We start from the raw sequence: 21,678 nt of genomic DNA, 5'->3' as shown, positions 1-21,678 counted from the left end.
TTGAATGGTAAATGATTTATGCCTGTCATGATAAAAAACGCTTTACCAATTCTTCCCATTCCTGATCTAATGATAATTGTGGCCTTTTTTCGCCAGCTTTAGCATACCAATAATCGGCATTCCATATATCGCCTTCTTTGCGGTGCAGATAGGCGTGGATGCGGGCTGAGGCAACATCGCCTAAATGGTCGACCTGGTTATGGGCCGTATGCCAATCTCCCTTTGCATCGTACCAGAGTGCCAGCAGCTGAACCGACATATTGCGATCTGGCTCATTCTTTTCTAATGAAATCTTAAATTCAGCTATATTCTTCATTAACTTCTGATTCTATTTTAACGATTATACAAAATAATCGTAAAACGGTATGATAGCCACCTGATAAAAATTATTTTAATTTATATCTTGTAGCTTTTCACATCCCGTAACACCAACATAAAACACTAAATATCAATAATTTACCACTTTAAAATATTTATTCAAGCTGCCCAATCTTTTTAACCCGGTGCATTAGCATAAAAACCATCTCCCGAAAAAGTTGTTGTAAAAATGGGCATCGTTAATTAATGGCCCTTTAAAAAAAGCAATTATGAATTCAGGAACTATCGTATACAGCAATTTAGAAGAGCTCTCAAATAGTATTTATCAATTAACAGATGGCGAGGCTGACATTAAAGGCTGGCCTGTAAGAAATGAAGTCGGCGATTCGGTTGGAAAAGTGCGCGATCTCTTATTTGATCCCGAGCAAAAAGCAATTCGGTACGTTATTGTGGAACTTGCCGATATGGGCGAAGATTTAGAGGAAAAAGCTGTGCTGATCCCAATCGGCCTCGTAAATTTAGGCGAAGGTAAAAAAGAAGTTATTTTGCCCAACGTTCATCATGACCAGTTCAGGGCAATGCCGAGATATATTATTGGTGAAGTTACGCCTGAGTTGGAGAACCAAATCCGCAATATAATTGGAAGTCCGGCGGCATTGCGGATGGAAGATGAAATTGTAGAGATTGACCGTGCAAATTTTTATCGTCACCATCATTTTGATAAGAACTTTCCGGAGCACAATCCCCGCAGTCAGGGTTCTGACCCATTAATTTAATGGATACCTCAATTTATTAGATGCTGTATCATAAATTGTAATCCAATTGAATTTGTCATGTTGAGCCTGTTGAAACACTTTCTAAGATATCTAAAACAGGGTCCTTCGACAAGTTCAAGGATGGCAGTTCTATAGTTACAATACAGCCTTAGCATAGTTTATCAAAAGAAAAACGGGAGCTTTCCATCAGGAAGTTCCCATTTTATTTTTAAGCTGATTCACTAACCTCCTGGTGTTAAAATAAAGGCTACAAAAAATTGGATTATCCAACTGGAGCCAAAAGCGATCTAAAAATCTTTCAAAAAAAATATTGTTTACCCGATTTTTATAGCTGTTCGTCGATTGTTTACCTGTGTTGGTATAATACCCTGATTGATGCTGCAACGTTTCTGTATTACCTGCGTCTTATCTTTAAAACAGAAACAAAATATAATTAAAATATAAACAACAGCATTATGAAAACCTCTATCAAAACCCTAACAAAATCAGTATTAGCAGCTATCGTTTTAACTTCTGCTATTTTCTCAACAAGTGTAATGGCAGGCGAGAAACAGCCAGTCAAAATGTCGGCACCTAAAAACATCAGCCAGGTTATTGTAAGCGGAAATGTGGAGATTACCTTGGTACAAGGACAAAAAGAAAGTGTGAGCTATAATGACGATAATACCGGTAGCGTAAAAGTAATCCAGTATGGACATACATTAAAAATCACTTCAACTGATAGGAATACAGCTAAGATTACCGTTTATGTAAAAGATATCTATAGAATACAGGCTTCTGAAAATGCGGTGGTAAAAACGGCTGGCAGATTGGATTCAAAATATCTTCAATTATTCTTAAAAGGAGATGCTGTTGCCGAGATAGATTCAGATACAGAAAGTTTATATACCGTAATTGAAGGTCGTGCAGATTTAAAATTGAGCGGAGCTACTGCAGAACATATCTTAGTAATGGGAAGCACACCAAAATTGAATCTGGACAGATTTGCAGCTATGAAAACACAAATGAGTTTACCAATAGCCGAAACAACACAAACTGCTTCATTAGCAAAATAGTTCCATTATTCATTGCTTTAAAGGAGCTGTATCATTGGCGGGATGATGCAGCTTTTTTTTTGCAAATAAAAGGAAACTTGTGGCATAAATAACACCTTCAAATGTCGCGCATGCACCCTAGATTTATGATTTCCGAATGATAATTTTGAACTACAACTACTAAAAAAACTTTGTATATGAATTCGAAACAAAAAATCTGGGCTAACTTTAGCGTAAAAGACGCAAAGCGAACCCATCAATTTTATTCAGACCTGGGCTTTACTGCAAATGGACAATTTAAAGTTACCACACTGGCGAGTTTTCTTTTTGGTGAAGACGGCTTTGTGATTCATTTTTTTGAGCAAGGATCACAAATAGACGAGTTTTTAAAACCGGGGGCAAATGATAATAATGAAATTATTTTTACGATTTCGGCAGAAACAGAACAAGAAGTTAACGAATTTGCTAATAAAGTAGAAAAGGCCGGCGGCAATATCATTAAGCAGGTTGAGCGGGATGAATCCAATTATTACGGTTTTGCCTTTACCGATCCTGACGGGCATAAATTCAATGTGTTGTTAATGGACAATATGTAAACTGATTAAGAAACCTCTATCATTAAAAAAGTATTTCTTTGAGGTGATTCCCTAAATTTGATAAAACACTTACGGGGCCACCTCATTTTTTTGATACTTTCCTTTTAATTTCAGTAAATTGGATCAATTAAATATTTGCCCTTCGCGATAATCATGCGCTATACTCTCCAGCTTACCTGCTTTGAAATGAAGGGTTACTGTTGAAGATCCGCTGATGCTCGCACTTACAAAGTCTGAAAAGCCAAACTGCCATTCGTCGTGATTATTCATATCCGGATCGTACGGTTTGTTTAATGGTTTATCAGAAAGTACAAATCCGTAAGCTGCATAGGCTGGTAACTGATGGATTTTGATCAGCTTTGCTGTTAAACCTGAAACCGGATCATCAACTTTTATCGCGGTATCATCAGCCGCATTTTCAGGCCATTTATTTACTGGTGTGGTGAGACCGCCGCCTGTAGCAATCTGCTGCACTTTATCTCCGCTAAAAAGCAGCACTACACGATCTAAGGTTCCGGCATTGTTATAAATAGTGAGCGCATAATAATAAGGAAGGAGATGACCCAGGCTTTCTGGCGAACTATAAGGCTTGTGGCCAAAAATTGCCACATGCTGAAAGTCGAGGGTTGGGCCTGCCTTTTGGAGCTGGGTGTATACCTCAGCATGCGAGCTGCCTATCTTTATTCCCCATTTTTCTCCCTTTGTTATGGTTTCAGAATAATTTCCCTGTTTTTCCTTTTTACATCCAGCGATACAAAATAATGCGAGCAAAATTGGTAAGATTTTTTTCATTAAGGCTTAGTGTTAATTTAAGGTATAAACGTGGATATAGCGTTACATGCTACAAACTGAGGTAAATAAATTTAAAAAAGCTCACTTAATAAGATTTGCGAATTCATTTTGATTTATTTAACTTCAACTACTTAAAGCCCAGGCATGAAACGTATTTTATTTCTGTTATTTATCTTAATCAATGTATCAGCTTGCAAGAAAGACACCGATAACACCACAAGTGAAAGCTTGAGTGGCAAATGGTCGACCGGAGGGTATGACCTCGAGCTTTACAACTCTTCGGGAATCAAAGTTAGCCATATCATAGCTGATGCCGTAAAATCTTACTGGACATTTGATGATAAACAGGTAAAAGTTTCTACTGATATTAATACATCAGTAAAGTTTTCAGACTATATTTTGAGGCGAAATGCAGATAATCGTATCCTCACTTTCAGCAATCCTAATTTTGCTGTACAGACCACTTGGAGCATTGTAGCTCAAACTGATCAGTACATGCGGATTAGCTCGGAGGTAACAGATAAACAATCGCTTATTTATGGAACCAACCAAACTGCTGCAAGGGGCGTGATGAATATCTACCTCACAAAGGAATAAATCTGATTATCTCCAGTCAAGTTAAACAAACAGCACTATTTGGTTGATTACTCAGAGAAAACCGTTGCCGGATTCTGTTCTTTTCATTTTTATCAGCTGCATTTTTTTATTTGTTTTTATTATACTCAAACACGCTTATAAAGCCCTACCGTCCATTCCAAAACTCGAAACCTTTTTTGGTATCCACAAGGGTATTTCCAAAATTAAGGAGACTGATGGTCTTGCTTACTATCTCTTACACTGCTCTGTAGACAAGCTGTACTCCAGTGCGCGCATATCGCTATTAATAGAAATGGTATCTTTTTTCAGGTCTAAATCAAAAATCCTTAACAATCTGCCGTGTGGCCTGTGCAGTTACTGTAATGGAAAAGCCGGATAAAACAAAATGTATTTCATTAAAAATTATCACGAGAGGTCTCATTTGTATGCTTTTAAGCTTATAAATAGCAAATGCTAAATTGAAATTATTTAATTTTTACTAAACAACAGTATAAAGTTTCATCAAATTCTCTCTGGCATTAATGCTATCGCATTTTTCAAGGTTCAGTGCAAATGAAATAGCCAAAACCACCGGCCGTAAAATCAATTCTAATCCTTATTTTTGGCAACCTATATCCTTAATAAAGGATATTTCCCAATACTTCTTTAAATCCAATGATAACAATAAATAATTTCCCTATACTGTTCCGAAATCTGATACCCCTGCTTTTTACCTTTCTTATTATGGGTAATGCATTTGCACAAAAAGACAGGTTACCTGGTAAGGGGCAGAATGTATCTATTCTTTCCGATTCTGCAATATTGACGAAGGGCGATTATCTTGCTCACCTGGAAAAAGTATTTGAAACCGTTAATAAAGTTCCGGTAACCGTTGGTTCATTTAAGAAACTCAAGCCTATAGCGGCACACTTAACACAGGATGAAGCCGCGCTGGCATTGCTAAAAAGCCGCTTAACACAGCGTGACCGGTCTCCAAATCTGCAAAACCTGCAGATGGACCAAACCTTATTGGCAGAATTACAAAGCAATAACAAAGATTGTTTATCAGACCTTGATGAATATGAAAAGGAATTAAGGGCTTTAAAAACCGAAATTCTTAACCTGCGTAAGGATACTGTACTGATTAAAGTGTTTACAGTACCTGCTATACAGGTTATGTTTAAAAGTGAATTTGCAGAGCTAAAGAAGAAACGTATAGTGATGGATAGCCTGCTGAAAACAACTACCTTATCAATCAATAATCTACAGGCCAGAACCTCTTCTAACCTCATTAATATAAAAGAGTTAATGTATCTTACTGATAGCCAGCTTGATGCGGTGAGCATTAAAGCTTTTGGTAAAGAGCGCCGTTATTTATGGGAATCGGTAAATAAACCGGCCAATAAAAGCATGGGCTTCCGTAGGTTTATTCAGGGAGAGCAAGAAATATCCGGCTATTATTTTGTATACACCAGAAGCAGCCGGTTGTTATTACTTTTTACCTGTACCATATTTTTCTTGTGGGTATTCTTCAACTTTAGAAGCGTAAAAAAGCTGGGCCGTTTAGAAACCCTTGATGGTTTTTCGCTGATTAGTCCGCAGCCTTATTTAATCACCTTCATCATGCTCTTTGCACTGGCGCCTATTTTCGATCTGAGGGCGCCCGCACTCTACATAGAAACCGTAGAGATTATTCTCGCTATCCTGCTCACGATATATTTCCGCAAAAAGTTAAACCCAAAGTTATTTTACTATTGGTGCATATTTGTGATACTGCTTCTTGCACCGGTTTTCTTACGTCTTTTAGGTATGCCACCCAGATATCAGCGCTGGCTCCTGCTGTTCCTCACTACCAGTTCAGTTGCCTATGGGGTTATGGTATGGAAAATACTAGATGAAAAAACCAAAAGATACAAAATGATTCTGACCACGGGTTTTATTTATGTTGGCTTTGCCATTATTGCCACGTTTTGTAATCTATTTGGTCGCTTTACCCTCACGCAGATCTTTTATTCAACCGGGGTAAGCTCACTTTTAAATGCCATATCGCTAACCATCCTGGCTAAAGTATTGGTAGAAGCCTTTTTACTACAGATGAAAAGCAGCAGGATACGTAAGGGATTTCCGGAATATTTTGATTGGCAACCTGTAATTGCGGGGCTTAAAAGGCTTACAGGTATTGGTGCTACCCTAATCTGGTTTGTAATTTTTACCACCAACCTGAATATTTTTAACGGACTATACGAATCGATAATGGAAATCCTCACTGAAAAAAGAACTATAGGCAGTTTCTCTTTTACCTTTGGGGGCATTGTATTGTTTTTGGGTATTATCTGGATTGCCAATTTTTTGCAGAAATACATTGCTTATTTCTTTGGCGATACGGGCGATGATAGTTTTGAGGATAATAAAGGGGAGCGTTCTAAATTACTGGTAACCCGTTTGTTGTTATTGATTGGAGGCTTTTTAATCGCTGTTGCAGCTTCCGGGCTACCAATAGATAAAATAACGGTTATCCTGGGTGCGTTGGGCGTTGGAATTGGATTGGGCTTACAGAATATTGTAAGCAATTTTGTATCGGGGATTATCCTTATTTTTGATAAAACCATCCGAATAGGCGACATTGTAGAACTGAGCAATAAAAAAGGAAGGGTAAAGGAAATCGGTGTACGCTCCAGCACCCTGCTTAGCGATGAAGGCGCTGAAATTATTATCCCCAACGGTTCTATTCTTTCTAACAACATCATCAACTGGACGCTAAGCAATAACCAGATGCGGGTAGATATTTCTTTATCGATTGCAAAACCCTTTAATTCTACTGAAGTGGTAAGCCTGATCAGAGAAATTATTGGAGAGAACAGTAATGTTTTTATCAGCAAAGAGCCCATTATTATGATCAGCCCGGTAAGTAAGCTGAATAGCAGTATCAATATCTATTTCTGGTGTAAGGATATTTCAAAGGCTGATCTGACCAAAAGTATGATCAATGCGCAGATTTTTGAAGCCTTCGAACAAAAAGGAATTGAAATTTTATAATAATAGATTACATGAACAATTTTTTCCTTTCCGAATTATATATCTACCCTATTAAATCATTAGGCGGTATCAGTCTTGAAAAAGCCCAATTGGAAGAAAAAGGCCTGCAGTACGACAGGAGATGGATGCTTGTTGACGAGGAAGGCATGTTTATCACACAAAGGAAATATTTTGAACTGGCCCTGCTAGCGGTGAATATCAATGACAACAGGCTGATCATATCACATAAAATAAACAGCAACCAAACCATATCTTTTGATCTGCAGGAAGATAACGGTATACAAATTCCGGTTGTGATCTGGAATGATACCACTGTTGGTATTGAAGTAAATACCGAGGTAAGCAGCTGGTTTTCTGATTTCCTGAAATTTAAAGTAAAACTGGTAAAAATGCCAGTGGCAGAAAAAAGAATGGTAGACCCAAGATATGCATCGAATAATGAAGTAGTAAGTTTTGCTGATGGTTATCCTTGTCTGCTGATTGGTCAGTCTTCTTTAGATGGATTGAATGAAAAGCTTCAAAGCTCCATCAAGATGGACCGTTTCCGCCCTAATTTTGTATTTACTGGCGGCACACCACATATTGAAGACCGTTTTAATACTTTTTATATTGGCGAAACCTTATTTTCTGCTGTGAAACCCTGTTCCAGATGTGTACTCATTACCATTGATCAGCAAACAGGCGAAAAAGGACAGGAGCCGCTGAGAACTTTGGCCGGCTACCGCACCATTAATAAAAAAATCCTGTTCGGGCAAAATTTGTTGCACCAGTCTTCAGGAATTATTAGTGTTGGCGATGAACTAAAGATTGTTGATTGGAGGATCGAAGATCAATAAGATTCCCGATTACGCTTAATGTTTTATCCTTAACGCTTTAAAGAAATAAAACAATCTAAGGTTACAAACTTTTTAGTGAACCATGCGTTTACTAGCTGCGCTCTCCATCATTACAGGGGCAAAATAATTTAACGTATACTTAATTATTGTTCTATGACAAAAAAAATCATCATTGCAGTTCTCGCAGTCTTTATTATTTTATCCGGCGTAACCTTTTGGATTTTCAACACTTTCGATCAAACCACCAACGAAGCAAATACACGTACAGAAGCTGATTTTACCACGAAAAAATTTTTGGTGAAAGAACTTTGGGTAATGGAAAAAAAACAGAACGACCGCGTTTTGATTTCCTATCTGTTTATTAAACCCGAAAAAGAAGAAATTAGCCTCCGCTTACCATGGCAGGGCAATACTGATGATGAAAAAGCATTGGCTGAGAAAATTAAGCAAGGAGATACGGTAGAGGTAAAAGTATTAAAATCGCAACTTTCAGCGGCACGTGAGGGTGGTGTAGGCAAAGCCATATCCCGTTTTATAATGGGCGACAAACGAGAAGTAACCATTTTTAAACTGACTTTAAAAAATGAACTTTTGGTCGAAAAAGACATCCACGATTGGGACGATGCCAAAATCACACTGTTGGGGAGATTAAGCGATAATCCGTGGATACTGCTTATACCGTTCTTTATCCTGATGTACATTATTGGTGTTGTTAAAAGAAAAAGGGCAAAGCAACAGCGCTTATAAGTTATGGCAAAGTATTATCATATCGATAAACAATCCATTACGGTTAAGCCATTTGCATTTTTAATTCCTGTTGGCCTGTCCGTTGTTGCGCTGTTACTGGCAATGCCCTTAACTATAATCCTAATTATGGTTAAAGGTAATATTGGGGACATCGAGACTCAATATTTTGCAGGCTACATTATTATGCTACCACTGATCCTGGCATGTATCCCATTTTTTACCTATGGTAAAAGAAAAGTGATTTTCGATGCTTTTAACCAAGCTGTTTATCTTAAAACCATTTATAGCAAAAAGCAGTTGATGAGCTTTGATCAGGTGGCCTCAATTGATCCACAAGTCCGTTTCGGACTGGCTTATTACCTCAAAAGTAAAGATGACCGCTTTGGTAAGGGTTACCGCATTTCCCCATCATTCAGCAATGAAGGCGATAAGGATAAAAAGCATTACGATAGCCTGATACTAAGCGCCATAAAAAACATGATCAGTTTAAAAGCTGTAAAACAGGTAATTGTGCAACCTAATCCGATTGATTTGGGCATATTGACTTATTACATTGCTGATCATAATAATTTTCGTTTAAAGCATGGTGGCAGTGTAAAATATTTGCCTGCGCTTATATTTTTCGGCTTTTTTGCCTGTTATTTTTGGTATAACCTCTTTACCAAAATGCAACTAACTGACAGCGACCGGCAACTGTCTGTTATTGTGTTAATTCCTATTATGCTCTTCGTGCTCACCATCACCAAAAGAATTGTTTTCGATGTAGATACGCAAAAGATTAAGGTATACCGGATTGGATTATTGTTTAAAAGCTATACTTTCGATAAGTTCGCAGGATTCAGTATTGTACGCAAAACTTATAACGGGCTTTATAACGGTACTGATGTGCGCTTAAAGTTTAAAAAACCATCAGGCACTTCCGAACTCACTTTAGCCGACTTTGGCAAGACCAATCCGATAGAAAATTTTATTGCTGAAACTGAATATATATTAGATAGAATGAAAAACCATGAAAGAAGTGTTAATTGAACCGGCGGGCAAAAAACAGTACGAAAAACTGATTACATTGTGGGAAAGTTCGGTTAGGGCAACACATCATTTTCTCTCTGAAAGTGATATTATTACCTACCGCTCGTTGATTTTAACTGAATATTTTGATCAGGTACAACTGTACGGTATTAAAGTTGAAGAAGAGATCATGGGTTTTATAGGTTTAAATGGTAAATTTATCCAGATGCTTTTTATCCATCCCGATGCCAGGGGGAAAGGACTCGGCAAAACGCTGATTGATTTTGCCAAAAAGGCACATGGTGCCAACACGGTTGATGTAAATGAGCAGAATGACCAGGCGGTAGGTTTTTATGAAAAACTTGGTTTTGCAACCATCGAACGAAGTGAGCGGGATGGGGCAGGAAAACCTTTTCCTATACTTTCGATGGCTTTACAGATGTAAAATTCAATAATCGCTAACAAGCAGCTTTTATCTAAATTATGCTCGAAAATATCACAGGAAAACTGTTAATGGCCATAGCAATAGGTGCTGCATTTGGATTATTTTACACCCAACTGCTCAACATGCATGGATTTACCAAAATCAAATATAAACATGTAGCGCTTAGCATTGGGGCAGTTATTTTTCTACTGGGGCTATACAGCTTTGAGGCCGCAGGTATTGCCTGTTTTATCATCGGTATCGGAATTTTTGTGCTTGCCATTGCGCTTATAGCAAGGGGTACCGCCGATTCGCTTAAATCACTATCTGCTAAATTCTCATCAGGTAACAAACAGCAGACTACCGAAGTCCAGCAACTAAACAAACCCGGTTTAAGTAATTATGCTGGCTTCATATTTCACCTTGTGGTTATTATACTTATCTCGTTATCGATATTTACCTATTCGAACGATACCTTACTTAATCAGGAAAAAATGGAGCGGCTGATCAATGATGCCATTTTTCAATTTATGAGTACGATTATGCTTATACTTTTAGGCATGTTCAATCCCTTTGTACCTCCATCTGCTAAATTATTGGGAATCGCTAACCATGTTGACAGCGTTAAATACCCTAAATTATACCTGCTACTTTCAGGCGAAAAATTCTGGATAGTTTTTAAAACCCTGATCTGCCTCGGAATCATTGCTTATTTTGGATCCAAAGGATATTTCAACCTATTGAAATGGGATAATGCCACGCCCTATATGAACGTTTACGTGCTGCTTATCGGCTTTTTCATTATGGTCAATCTGGCACAGATGATCCGCAACCCCGAATATTTCTTTCAGGCTAACCTATTCAGGATCACAATGTTACTACGCTCGGCCTTTATCAGTATATTTTTGAGCGCAATACTGGTTTTCTCTACGCTGTTTATTTCTTCTATTTTAGGAGTTGATATCAATAGATTGAAAGTGAGTTCGGAGACGATCATTCTCCTCGGATTTAATATTATAATGTGTTATAATGAGTTTAGGCTGGCGAGGGCATAGTTTTGCTGGAATAATTTATCTCCTCATAATCAATAAGAGATCATTTGTTTATTTTTAAATCGGGGATTTCATTTTTCATCGGATTCTTCATTCTCGCTTATTTTGCTTCTTGTACGCTTCATCAGATAACGATCGGATCTATGTGGGGCAGCCTATACGAAGATTATGGGCTGGCATTTAAAGCATGAAGGAGGGTTTAGGGTTTTGTGCAACAACGCTTGTTCAATAAACCCGGTAGTAGCGGGCATCCCGATTATTTCTATCGGGATAAAGCGAATAACGGGGCCGCTGTTCCCGAAGTACTACTAAACACTCATTTCTAAAAAGAATAGAAAGGATTTTAAATTAGCTTGTCGCCAGCTTTTACAGCAATCAATACTTTAATCCAAAAGAGGAAAAATCAGCATATTGATTAACACTTCCATTAAAATGAAGACCAATACGCGGGCATCTATCCCATTGTGGTAAAAAGTTAACTGTAATTTTTTCCTTGGCCGGCATATTTTTCCATTCCTGGTTTCCCTGCTTAAAAAACACCATTAAGCTTAAATCTTCTGCGGTTTTCATTTTAAGCTCAACCGGAACTTTTGTTGATACTTGTAGCTTTGAAAGCACTGTTCTGGCTTTATTTTCAACTTTCCAAAATTCTATTTCATTCCCGGATATGCCAATGCCTATAGCCGAGCCTGCATCGCCATAATACACTAAACCTTTTAAAGCGTTATTGGTATTTGTTACGGCAGTAGTTGCTTCAAAAATCCCGGATACGGGCCTTAGGGTTAATGCAATACCTGAAAGGTTATCTTTATTGATACGCCCAGATAAATGAAGCTGACCGTTTTGCTGCAGAATTTTGGGAGTTGAATTTCTAAAATCCCACTGCCATCTTTTATTGATTTCAGGCCTGGTGAAGTTCAATTTCAAATCCCGGTTAAGGGTTGGTCCGGATTGTTCTTTTAAAACCGGCCATCCACCTTTCGCTGGCCAGCTCAATTGGGCCAACATGCCCTGTCTGCCCGAGAAAACATTGGTCTTTTTGTTGTAGGCATGGTAGAGGTAATAATCTTTTCCATCTGTGGCTTTTACAAACGTGCCGTGCCCTGAACATTTCCAGTATTCATTTTCCATTAACAGGGGGTTGGCAGCATAAAGCTCGTAAGGTCCGGCAAAAGATTTTGATCTGGCCACCCTTACATTATAATCGCATTGCGTTCCACAGCAGTTTCCGGCAGAATAAAAAAGATAATAATAGCCATCTTTTTTTAGAATACTCTGTCCTTCTAAGCCTATCTTTTGATTGTCTTTAAGCAAAGGGAAAGGCTTTCCCTTAATTGTAAGTCCGTTTCTGGCTAGCTTATAGGCTAAAATTTCAATTGGTCGTTTGTCCAAACCATAAGCTTTAAAAGTAATGTAACGCGTATTACCCTCAAGGTAAACAAAAGCATCAATTGCTTCTTTTCCATAATCGATAATAATACCCTGATCAACAAAACCTCTATCTGGATATTTCGAGGTAGCCACCCCAATGCAAGAAACATTGTCTTTTTTTCTTCTCGCGGTGTAATAAATGAAATAGGTTTTATCATGATAATCAAACTCAGGCGCCCAGAAAGAACCCGAAGTCCATGCTGGTGCCTTGGCAAAAACATAACCTGTCTGTTTCCAGTTCAGCAGATCTTTTGAACTATAGATAGGAAAATGAGGTGCCCACTCCGAAGAGGTGCCCACAGCATAATATTGATTATTGGCCCGGATAATAGATGGATCGGCAAAGTCTCCGGCAATTACAGACTCTATTATAGTTTGTGCCGATAAAATATTCGTAATCAAGAGCAGTTTAGCGATTACCGCCAAGGCAGCATACCACGAAAGGTTTATTTTTTTTCTCATCAATATCATTAATAAATCTATTCAAAAAAAATCGTCATTCAGAGTGGTAATTTATTGTATAAAAATCAATATGAGTGACAGCTTTTTTACTCAGAATTTTAGACTGCAAGAGATCGTCATTTGCAACCCGATAGCCTAGCTATCGGGTCGATTGGGACCACGGAGTGCTCATGAATGCCTCTGAGTAAAAAGGAAAACTGATAAATAATCGTAATGCAAGCGCTTTAAGATTCCCGCATGCGCGAGAATGACGACCACACTAGTGGATGCTGTCAATAGAGCGAAGAGCAGCACAGTTGATATGACGATTTTATAGCATTTTATTTCTGCACCGGTACGTTAATCTGATATAATTTATCATGCAAAGCTTTCATCTGTGCTTCTGAAAATTTGATGTCTTTCCTATCGTAGGTCATTAATCCGTTGGTTTCTACCTCCACATCAGTAGTCTGGGTGTAAACTCCGGCCGAAAGTCCTAGCGGGATCAATTGCTCCAAACGTTTGGCAAACTCTGCGTATTTGTTAAATAAATCAGTCTTATTTTTGAAACTTTGATAACCCCAGTTATTTTTCTGTTGCCACACATGCCCGTCGATAGGAAGACCAAGACCTCCAAACTCACCTAACACCAACGCATATTCTTTTCCAAAATAATCAGGACTTGGCATTGCAGGATGTGGGTAGTTATGCAGATCGATAATGTCGCCTATTGGATGGAAATTACCCCCACTGGCCGTATTTACCAATCTGGTAGGATCTTTCTCCTTGGTCCATTTGGCAATTTCTACGGTTTTAAACTGCCCCCAGGCTTCATTAAAAGGTGTCCACACTACGATAGAAGGCACATTATAAAGTGCATCAATAATGGCGTTCCATTCTTTTTTGTAATAACCTTCTGATTCAGCAGTCCTGTTTTGATCCGAGCCATGGTCTAAAATACCCGGACGGTTTTCCCAGCCATTACCCAGATCGCCGCTCGGCATATCCTGCCAAACCAGCATTCCGGCTTTATCGCAATAATAGTACCAACGGGCTGGTTCTACCTTAATGTGTTTCCTAATCATATTGAAGCCCATTTCTTTGGTTTTATCCACATCGAATTTCAAAGCAGCATCGGTCGGTGCGGTGTACAGACCGTCCGGCCACCATCCCTGATCAAGCGGACCGTACTGAAAAACAAATTCGTTGTTCAATAACATTCGCTGTATGCCATTCTTGTCTTTCCCGATCGAGCTTTTACGCATGGCGAAATAGCTTTTCACCTCATCAACTTTTTTGTTTTTAGCCAGTAGCTCTACTTTTAAATCGTATAAAAACGGGCTCCTGGGACTCCATAACTTTGGATTAGCAATTTTTAAGGTAATTGCGGCATTGCCATCACCGGTTTGTTCGGCAACCTTTGTTGTGCCATCCCAGGCCGAAACTTTTACCTGGTCACCTGAAGCAGCCCCCGTTAAAACTGATGTAACAGCCAATGATTGATGATCAATGTCAGGGGTTATTTTAATGTGATCGATATGTGATTTGTTTACCGCTTCGATCCATACCGTTTGCCAGATACCGGTTACCGGAGTGTACCAGATGCCTTCAGGTCTTTTAACCTGTTTGCCCCTCGGTTGAGGTCCTTCATCTGTCGGATCCCAAACTTCTACAGTTAAGGTTTGGCTACCACTTTTATTTAAAAATGGCGTAATATTAAAACTAAAAGGATCAAAACCACCTTCATGTTTCCCCACCTCTTTGCCGTTAAGGCTTACAGTTGTTCTCCAGTCAACAGCACCGAAATGAAGTAAAATTTCTTTGCCTTTCATATTTGAAGGAACCGTAAATGTGGTTTTGTACCATAACAAACTGTCTTTCCCGACAGTTTTACCCACCCCCGAAAGTGCTGATTCTACCGCAAATGGAACAAGTATTTTACCCTGATTAATGGCCAGACGCTGCGATTTTTCAGAAATGGCATAATCCCAAAGGCCGTTCAGGTTTTTCCAGTTACCAGTGCGCTCAAGCTGAGGGCGGGGATATTCTGGTAATACATCCTTAGGGTTAACTTCCTGTGCCCATGGTGAAGAGATTTTTCCTTTCACCATCGACCACGATTTGTCTTGCTGCTGTGCGGACAGGGAAAGCGAAAGCCCCATCAGCGATAAGAAAATAGATACTTTTTTATTCATTGGTTTAAAATTTGAGTGTTGAGGTTGGGTAATGTTGCTAATTTGAGCAGAGAATAGTTTCCTGAGGGTTTACTTATTTCGTAAAAACCAATATAAATCACATTTTTTGAATTGATAGGCTGCGAGGAGTCGTCATTCCCAACCCGATTGGGAATCTTAATGCAATAAGCTTTAAGATTCCCGCCTACGCGAGAATGACGAACCCTATAGTGAAACCTGTCAATGGCAGCCTGTAGAAGGACTTTTTTTTCAACTAAGGGTCTTCGACTCCGCTCAGACTGACAATAATTTTTATAAAGTTCTTCTTCTGATCACCCTACTGATAATATTTATTTGTTATTGAGTTTTTTGATCAGATTAACTTCTTCCTGGCGGTAAGGCGTACCATCAGGCTGAAAAATTTCGTGGAACCATTCAATCGGATCAGATCCATCGGCAAGTGGGGTATCCCAGGCATATTTGGTATTGGTTTTACCTGCGGCAAAACCCCAGTTGATAGCGCCAACATTCTCGTTTTTAAGCATTGGGAGGATATTGGAAAAACGGCTGTTACGTGATCGCGCCATATATTCGGTACAGATCAATGGTCTTCCATTGGCCTTCAGCAGGTCGATGGTACGTTGGTGCCATTCTGGTGCCTCGTAATTATGGTAGGTGATGATATCCGAATTGGCGAGTTGTATGGCATTCAGTTTTTCGAAACCCCAGCTCCACAACCCAATGGAAATAGGCTGATCGGGATTAACTGCGCGTGCCCAGCTGATGGTTTTATTTAACAAAGGAATAGTTGCTTCCAATTTTCCGCTGTTTCCGGGTTCGTTATATAAATCCCAAAGTAAAATTCTTTTGTCGTGTGCAAAATGGGTAAGCACGTCTTTTACATATTTTTCCAGTTCGGGGAAGTTAGCTTCTTCTTTGAAAGCCGGATCGCCAGGATCCTGTAACCAGCCCGAATTATGGATGCCTGTTTTTGGTTCAGGTTGTTTGCCAATGGCCGAAGTTTTGTTCCAGCAATCATCAAAGAACACAAACATGGGCTTGATGCCATGTTTTTGGGTAATGGCTACAAACTGGTCTATGCGTTTTTTGAAACCTGTCGGATCCTGGCTCCAGGCTTTACTGTATAAAAACACACGAAGCGTATTAAAGCCGATACTTTCTGCCCAGCCCAGCTCTTTGTCGATCAGATCGGGGGAAAAAGTATCTGCCTGCCACATCTCCAACTGGTTGATGGCATTAGATGGAATGTAATTTGCGCCGGTTAACCATTTGTGCTCGCTATACCAGGCATTGGCTTTTTCTACTGACCAAACCTTTGCAGGTTCGGTGCTTTTTTTTGTTTTTTGTGCAAAGCCCGTGCTGATGCTTAGGCTCATTACAGCAAGGACAACATAGTTTTTTAGGTTCATATCGGTTATATCTGATTAGTTATTATGGTGGTTTGATGGTGAGGTTAAACTTTCGCCCGGTTTTACCGGAGTTCCAAAATTTGGTGTACCATCAGCATTCCAGGTAAATTTTTGTGCCCTTGGAGAACGGAAGCCACCACAGCCCTGCCCTGGTTTATCGTTTGCATGGTAAAGGATCCAGTCTTCTTTCCCATCAGGAGATTTAAAAAACGAATTGTGCCCCGGAGCGTAAACACCATCTTTTGGTGATTGTTGAAAAACAGGCTGATCGGCTTTCGTCCAGGATTTTGGGTCGAGCAGGTTGCTTTTTCCTGAAGCTGAAAGCATGCCCAGTGCATAAAAATCAGTCCAGCAGCCGCTGGCTGAATAGACGATAAAAATTTTACTGTCATGTACCAGAAACTGTGGCCCCTCGTTTACATCAACGTGGGCACCACCGCCCAGGTCGCCTATTTTTTCCCAGTCAAATTTTGGGGTAGAAATTTTTACGCGGTTCCCATCAACCGTCCATGGATTTTTAAGTTTGGCGATAAAAATTTCCTGCTTACCGTTCTGGTCTCCTTCCCATCCGGACCAGATCATGTATAACTGGCCTTTAAAATCGATTACATCGCCATCTATGGCCCATTTATTGGTAGGATCGGCAATCTTGCCTTTAAATACCCACTCCCCCTTCATCGGATCGATGGAAGCGTTTTCCAATACGTACATGCGGTGGTTTTCATTTTTGCCATCATCTGCAGCAAAATAAGCATACCATTTTCCCCTCAAAAACATCACTTCAGGTGCCCATATTTCTTTACTGTACATCGTGCCGGCAGGTGCTTTCCAGATGGTTTTCCGCTCGGCATTTTTAAGGCCATCAAGGGTTTTGGTTTTCCAAAGGTCTACGCGGTTACCAGTGGTATGGGTATAATAGTAATAACCATCTTTATAATAGCTATAAGGATCGGCACCGGATGGCAACAGGGGATTGGTAAATGTTTGTGCATTTAACCCTTCCATTACCAACAGGCACAGTACGAACAGTAATTTTATTTTCAATTTATTCATTTTTAACGCTTTACACCTGCTGTTTTTTTTTCAGACTACTGTATTTTCTCAATCTTTAAAAAAAGTGATTTCTTTTCTGAAACCCGCATTCTTTTGTTTCAATATTTCTACAAAAGCAATCAATTTACGCCCTGCATTAAAAAGCGAAAACTTTTAGGGTCGACCTGCATCTGTTCAGTACCATTTTTATCTTTCGCAAAAGCAGCCTTTATAATAGCTGTAGCCCTCGGCGATACTTTTTGATTGTTATGATGAGTGTGAAATACATACTGCATAGCCCCATTTTTATCGGTAAAAAAATCGCCATGACCAGTACCGTTTATTTTCAATAATTTTTTACTGATGATCGGGTTACCTGCATATTTTATCCAAGGCCCTGTGGGCGAACTTGAAGTGGCATAACCTACAGCATAATCGGGATTTCTAAAATCGTTTGCTGAATAAAAAAGGTAATAAAGCTGATCTTTTTTGAGTACCGTTGGACCTTCAGTTACCGGCCAATCGGTTTTTGGGGTATTTTCCCAAAATTCGGTTCCTGATAAACATTCTTTTGCGGTGTTTGGGATGACATCCGAAAAATCGGCCTTCAGTTCGGATACATAAATCCGGTTACCATTTGCCAGTTTTACATGATAAAGATAATTTTTCCCATCAGCATCGGTAAATACAAAGGGATCGATCTGTTTTCCCGTGCCAGAAATGGCTTTTAACGTTTCCTGTTTAAATGGACCTAAAGGACTTTTGCTCCAGGCAATAGCAATCTGTTCATCGGCGGTGTAGGCCATATAATAAGTATTTCCTCTTTTAAATACCTGTGGTGCCCAAAAATCTTTGCTCCCAAATGCATCGCCCTTTTTTAAAGCAAATCCATTATTTTCTGCCTTTTTACTCCAGGTTTTAAGGTCTTTTGAAAAATAAACCAAAAAACCCTGATCACTACTGGTACCATATAGATAATAATTGCCTTTATCAACAAAAATGGTCGGATCGGCTAGATAAAGGGTATCATTTAGCGGTTTTGCAAGTATTTCTTTGCTAATGGAACAGAGTGAGAAGCATAAAAAAAGGGCGTAAATATATTTCATTTAATATGATCTGCTAAGGGTAAGATACTGATTATTAAGACATATATGATATTCAAAAAGTATTATATCCAATTTTAGGATAGAATAGTATTTCGATAGTTCGTCATTCCCAACCTGATTGGGAATGACGACCGACCTCGCAAATAGGTCACGTTGAGCCCGTCGAAATGCCTCGCCTATAAGGAAGGTCCTTCGCCAGGCTCAGGATGACAATTCTACATTTACAATACGCTTACTCTTTTAACTAAAAACCTATTTTACTTACAGGTGTAAAAATCAAATCGTCAACACCGGCAATTTTAACGCCTATCCGGGCAAAAACATAATTTTGACTGGGTGTAATGTCTGGGATCGTAACACTCATGTTCAGGTTATTGAGGTCGGCGATGGCTGCACCACTGATCTGCTGGGTAGCAATATTATTGCTGCCATCAACAAATTGTGTTTTATTAATATACAACGATACGTTTTCTATATCCTTCCCATCGGCATTGGTAATGATTTTTTCGAGCTTGCAAAAAGCATTTATTTTGCCTGCTGCAGCGGTAATTGCGGCTCCGCGGATCATGTAGTAAGGCATTACCTCGATATCCATGATTTTACTGCCGCTAATGTTTACCGCAATGGTATCCTGTCTTCCGGCAGCATTCTTTTTCCATAAAAAAGGTCCCTGATTCGGCGAAAAAACCAATTTATAATCTCCACTGAATAATTTGGCAGAATAGGCTCCATCCTGGCTCACATTAACGTTCAGTGCAGAATAGTTACCAAAACCCGACTGCCAGAGTTCGAAATTAACCTGACCATACTGGACACTGATGGGTTCTCCTTTATAAACAATCCGTCCGGTAAAATCGGCTTCAGGTGCATCGTAGTTGTCTTTTTTACATGAAGCAAAAAGCACTGCAATAATTGCCCCTATCATGAAATAAAATCTAATTTTCATATCTATATCTGCTTATTGGTTAGGGTTTCTTACAATTTTAGGGTTTCCGTTAAGTACATCCTGCCCGATTGAAGAATAGTAATTTCCGATACGGAAACGGTGTGCAGCGGTTACACGGCTTGGTTTAATCACCTTAAAAACATATTTCAAATGGTTTGCGTTGCCAGGGTTATAATATTTGTACGGCCACAAACCAAATACCTGTGTACTGGTGCGTGTTGCGCTGCCAATATTGTTTGCATTAATGAAATCGGCTGCTGACATATTATTGCCGTTCCAAACTTTATCAGCCAGTCTCCAGCGTTTCATATCCCAAAGTTCATGTCCTTCAAAAGCTAATTCTACTTTACGCTCGTGTACAATACGGTCGAAAGTGATCTGCGCCGGGGTTAAAGCAACAGTTAATCCTGCACGGTCTCTCACTTGTTTAATGTAGTTAGCTGCTGTAGTGGGATCGCCCAGTTCAAAAGCTGCTTCGGCTGCATTTAGCAATACCTCGGCATAACGGTAGCGGATCCACCAAACATCACTCCGGGTACCGATCTGGCCTGAACCTGTTGCCGGATCTAAATATTTGCGTACATAAAAACCTGATTGTGCACTGAATTCGAGTCCATCTACAGGACCATCGGCACCAACCACCTGTACCGAACCTGCATTGCCCGGAAGTACATTTGTTTTGGTCTGTCCAAAATTATCACCTGTTACGATAGAGCCATCGGCTAATTGATAGCCAGCCCAGATATCAACGGTTTTACCTTTAAACTGCGTTCCCGGAAGAATCACGGTTCCAGCCAAACGTGCATCACGACCTACAAAAATATCAGTAATACCACTGTAATAAACTGGGTTACCACTTCCATCAACCGAAGCCAGCGATGCATAAGTGTTATCCAGTTTTTCGAAAGACTGCACCAGGTTTAAAGATGGGTTTAACCGCCCGCCCTGCGCTTCCTCTGCAGAAGAACGTGGCTGGTTATCGATGGTAAAACCATGAGCTTTATTGGTTTTCAATTTAAAATCTTTTGCAAAAATCACTTCCGGATTACTGCCTTTATCAGTAAAAAGCGCGGCGAAATTTTCAGATAGATTAGGGTTCTTTTTGTAAAGCGAATATTTGCCGCCATCGATAATCTCTTTTGCGGCAGCTAAGGATTTGGTAAAATAAGCATTGGCCAGACCCGATGATATACCCACTTCTCCACCTGGCAGGCTTAACTGTGAGTTGCTGTATTTGGCGATTGAACCCGCATATAATGCTGCTCTCGATTCCATGGCTAGTGCCGCAGCTTTTGTAGCCCTGCTCTGTACAGTCGGATTATCGGGCAGTATGGTTTTTACAGCTTCAAGTTCTGAAATTACAAAATCATAAATTTCGGTTTCTTTTGCCCTTGGAAACTGAAGGTAACTTGGATCGCCGCTGTAATTATAATCTAAAACGGTTGTGATTAACGGTACACCGCCCATTCTTTTTACCATTTCGAAATATACCCCCGCCCTGATAAAGCGCGCTTCAGCCAGGAAACGATCGCGGTCTTCTGCTTTCAAAGCGGTAGATTCCTGCCCACGTTTAATAAACATATTCAAGTCGCGGACATAACCATAAACACCCATATCCCAGTATCTCCAGGCATCATAACCATACTCTAAATTCTGGTGGCGAAAATAGTCACCACTAGCAGAGGCAAAACCTTCATCAAAATCTGTAAAAGCCCACCACCCCTCGATGGTCTGGTAATCCGGGTAACGATCGTAAAGATCGCCAACAACGGTTAGTACCAAATTAGGATCTTTCCATACCGCATCAATGGGCAAGGTACTGGTTGGTTGTTTATCTAAAAATTCTGAATCTTTTTTACAAGACTGCGCAAAACTCAAAAAGGCAATGGCAGCAAATGCATATATAATTTTTTTCATCTGATT

At 39.6% G+C, this 21,678-nt stretch carries 19 protein-coding genes; 10 read left to right on the top strand and 9 right to left on the bottom strand.

The window, feature by feature from the left end:
* Window positions 1–25: 25 nt before the first annotated feature.
* A complete protein-coding gene (locus tag FFJ24_RS01470) occupies window positions 26–316 on the bottom strand; it encodes a hypothetical protein (RefSeq protein WP_138820473.1) in 291 nt (96 codons plus the stop codon).
* Between the two features lie 271 nt (window positions 317–587).
* Between FFJ24_RS01470 and FFJ24_RS01465 the strand changes: the two genes are divergently transcribed.
* From FFJ24_RS01465 to FFJ24_RS01455, 3 genes are all read left to right on the top strand, one after another.
* Window positions 588–1,094 (top strand): PRC-barrel domain-containing protein, encoded by a 507-nt coding sequence (locus FFJ24_RS01465; RefSeq protein WP_138820472.1) that lies wholly within the window; start codon window positions 588–590, stop codon window positions 1,092–1,094.
* A gap of 455 nt (window positions 1,095–1,549) precedes the next feature.
* Window positions 1,550–2,149, top strand: a complete 600-nt coding sequence (locus tag FFJ24_RS01460; RefSeq protein ID WP_138820471.1) for a GIN domain-containing protein — start codon at window positions 1,550–1,552, stop codon at window positions 2,147–2,149.
* A 176-nt stretch (window positions 2,150–2,325) separates the two neighbouring features.
* On the top strand, window positions 2,326–2,724 hold the full coding sequence (locus tag FFJ24_RS01455; RefSeq protein WP_138820470.1) for a VOC family protein: 399 nt from the start codon (window positions 2,326–2,328) through the stop codon (window positions 2,722–2,724).
* A gap of 123 nt (window positions 2,725–2,847) precedes the next feature.
* Here the strand turns inward: FFJ24_RS01455 and FFJ24_RS01450 are convergent, their stop codons facing one another.
* Window positions 2,848–3,516 carry a hypothetical protein gene (locus FFJ24_RS01450; RefSeq protein WP_138820469.1) on the bottom strand — a complete coding sequence of 223 codons (669 nt, stop codon included), beginning with the start codon at window positions 3,514–3,516 and terminating at the stop codon, window positions 2,848–2,850.
* A gap of 144 nt (window positions 3,517–3,660) precedes the next feature.
* On the opposite strand from FFJ24_RS01450, the gene FFJ24_RS01445 reads away from it, so the two are divergent.
* The 7 genes from FFJ24_RS01445 (at window position 3,661) to FFJ24_RS01415 (ending at window position 11,198) form a co-directional block, all read left to right on the top strand.
* Window positions 3,661–4,113 (top strand): hypothetical protein, encoded by a 453-nt coding sequence (locus FFJ24_RS01445; protein ID WP_138820468.1) that lies wholly within the window; start codon window positions 3,661–3,663, stop codon window positions 4,111–4,113.
* Window positions 4,114–4,836: 723 nt separating this feature from the next.
* Window positions 4,837–7,128 carry a mechanosensitive ion channel family protein gene (locus tag FFJ24_RS01440; protein WP_138820467.1) on the top strand — a complete coding sequence of 764 codons (2,292 nt, stop codon included), beginning with the start codon at window positions 4,837–4,839 and terminating at the stop codon, window positions 7,126–7,128.
* Between the two features lie 11 nt (window positions 7,129–7,139).
* Window positions 7,140–7,964, top strand: coding sequence for an MOSC domain-containing protein (locus FFJ24_RS01435; RefSeq protein WP_138820466.1), 825 nt, complete (start codon window positions 7,140–7,142; stop codon window positions 7,962–7,964).
* Between the two features lie 153 nt (window positions 7,965–8,117).
* A complete protein-coding gene (locus tag FFJ24_RS01430; RefSeq protein WP_138820465.1) occupies window positions 8,118–8,711 on the top strand; it encodes a hypothetical protein in 594 nt (197 codons plus the stop codon).
* 3 nt (window positions 8,712–8,714) lie between these two features.
* Window positions 8,715–9,740 carry a hypothetical protein gene (locus FFJ24_RS01425; RefSeq protein WP_138820464.1) on the top strand — a complete coding sequence of 342 codons (1,026 nt, stop codon included), beginning with the start codon at window positions 8,715–8,717 and terminating at the stop codon, window positions 9,738–9,740.
* A complete protein-coding gene (locus FFJ24_RS01420) occupies window positions 9,721–10,164 on the top strand; it encodes a GNAT family N-acetyltransferase (RefSeq protein WP_138820463.1) in 444 nt (147 codons plus the stop codon). Before FFJ24_RS01425 ends, FFJ24_RS01420 begins: the two co-directional genes overlap by 20 nt.
* Window positions 10,165–10,202: 38 nt before the next feature.
* On the top strand, window positions 10,203–11,198 hold the full coding sequence (locus tag FFJ24_RS01415; protein ID WP_138820462.1) for a hypothetical protein: 996 nt from the start codon (window positions 10,203–10,205) through the stop codon (window positions 11,196–11,198).
* A 372-nt stretch (window positions 11,199–11,570) separates the two neighbouring features.
* Here the strand turns inward: FFJ24_RS01415 and FFJ24_RS01410 are convergent, their stop codons facing one another.
* From FFJ24_RS01410 to FFJ24_RS01380, 7 genes are all read right to left on the bottom strand, one after another.
* Window positions 11,571–13,088, bottom strand: a complete 1,518-nt coding sequence (locus FFJ24_RS01410) for a glycoside hydrolase family 43 protein (RefSeq protein WP_168202355.1) — start codon at window positions 13,086–13,088, stop codon at window positions 11,571–11,573.
* A gap of 320 nt (window positions 13,089–13,408) precedes the next feature.
* Complete coding sequence (locus FFJ24_RS01405; RefSeq protein WP_138820460.1) at window positions 13,409–15,262, bottom strand: glycoside hydrolase family 2 protein; 1,854 nt, start codon at window positions 15,260–15,262, stop codon at window positions 13,409–13,411.
* A gap of 329 nt (window positions 15,263–15,591) precedes the next feature.
* Window positions 15,592–16,671 carry a cellulase family glycosylhydrolase gene (locus FFJ24_RS01400; RefSeq protein WP_246862715.1) on the bottom strand — a complete coding sequence of 360 codons (1,080 nt, stop codon included), beginning with the start codon at window positions 16,669–16,671 and terminating at the stop codon, window positions 15,592–15,594.
* 15 nt (window positions 16,672–16,686) lie between these two features.
* Entirely contained in the window at window positions 16,687–17,724 is a 1,038-nt protein-coding gene (locus tag FFJ24_RS01395) for a family 43 glycosylhydrolase (protein ID WP_138820459.1), read from the bottom strand.
* A gap of 119 nt (window positions 17,725–17,843) precedes the next feature.
* The gene (locus FFJ24_RS01390) at window positions 17,844–18,809 is read right to left on the bottom strand and encodes a glycoside hydrolase family 43 protein (protein ID WP_138820458.1); all 966 of its coding nucleotides are present in this window, start codon (window positions 18,807–18,809) and stop codon (window positions 17,844–17,846) included.
* 244 nt (window positions 18,810–19,053) lie between these two features.
* A complete protein-coding gene (locus FFJ24_RS01385; protein ID WP_138820457.1) occupies window positions 19,054–19,755 on the bottom strand; it encodes a DUF3823 domain-containing protein in 702 nt (233 codons plus the stop codon).
* Window positions 19,756–19,767: 12 nt separating this feature from the next.
* Window positions 19,768–21,672, bottom strand: a complete 1,905-nt coding sequence (locus FFJ24_RS01380; RefSeq protein WP_138820456.1) for a RagB/SusD family nutrient uptake outer membrane protein — start codon at window positions 21,670–21,672, stop codon at window positions 19,768–19,770.
* Window positions 21,673–21,678: the final 6 nt, after the last annotated feature.

The organism is Pedobacter sp. KBS0701, from assembly GCF_005938645.2.
Taxonomy (GTDB): Bacteria; Bacteroidota; Bacteroidia; order Sphingobacteriales; family Sphingobacteriaceae; genus Pedobacter.
Note: the sequence above shows the minus strand (reverse complement) of the source record. Positions and strands in the feature narration are given on the sequence as shown.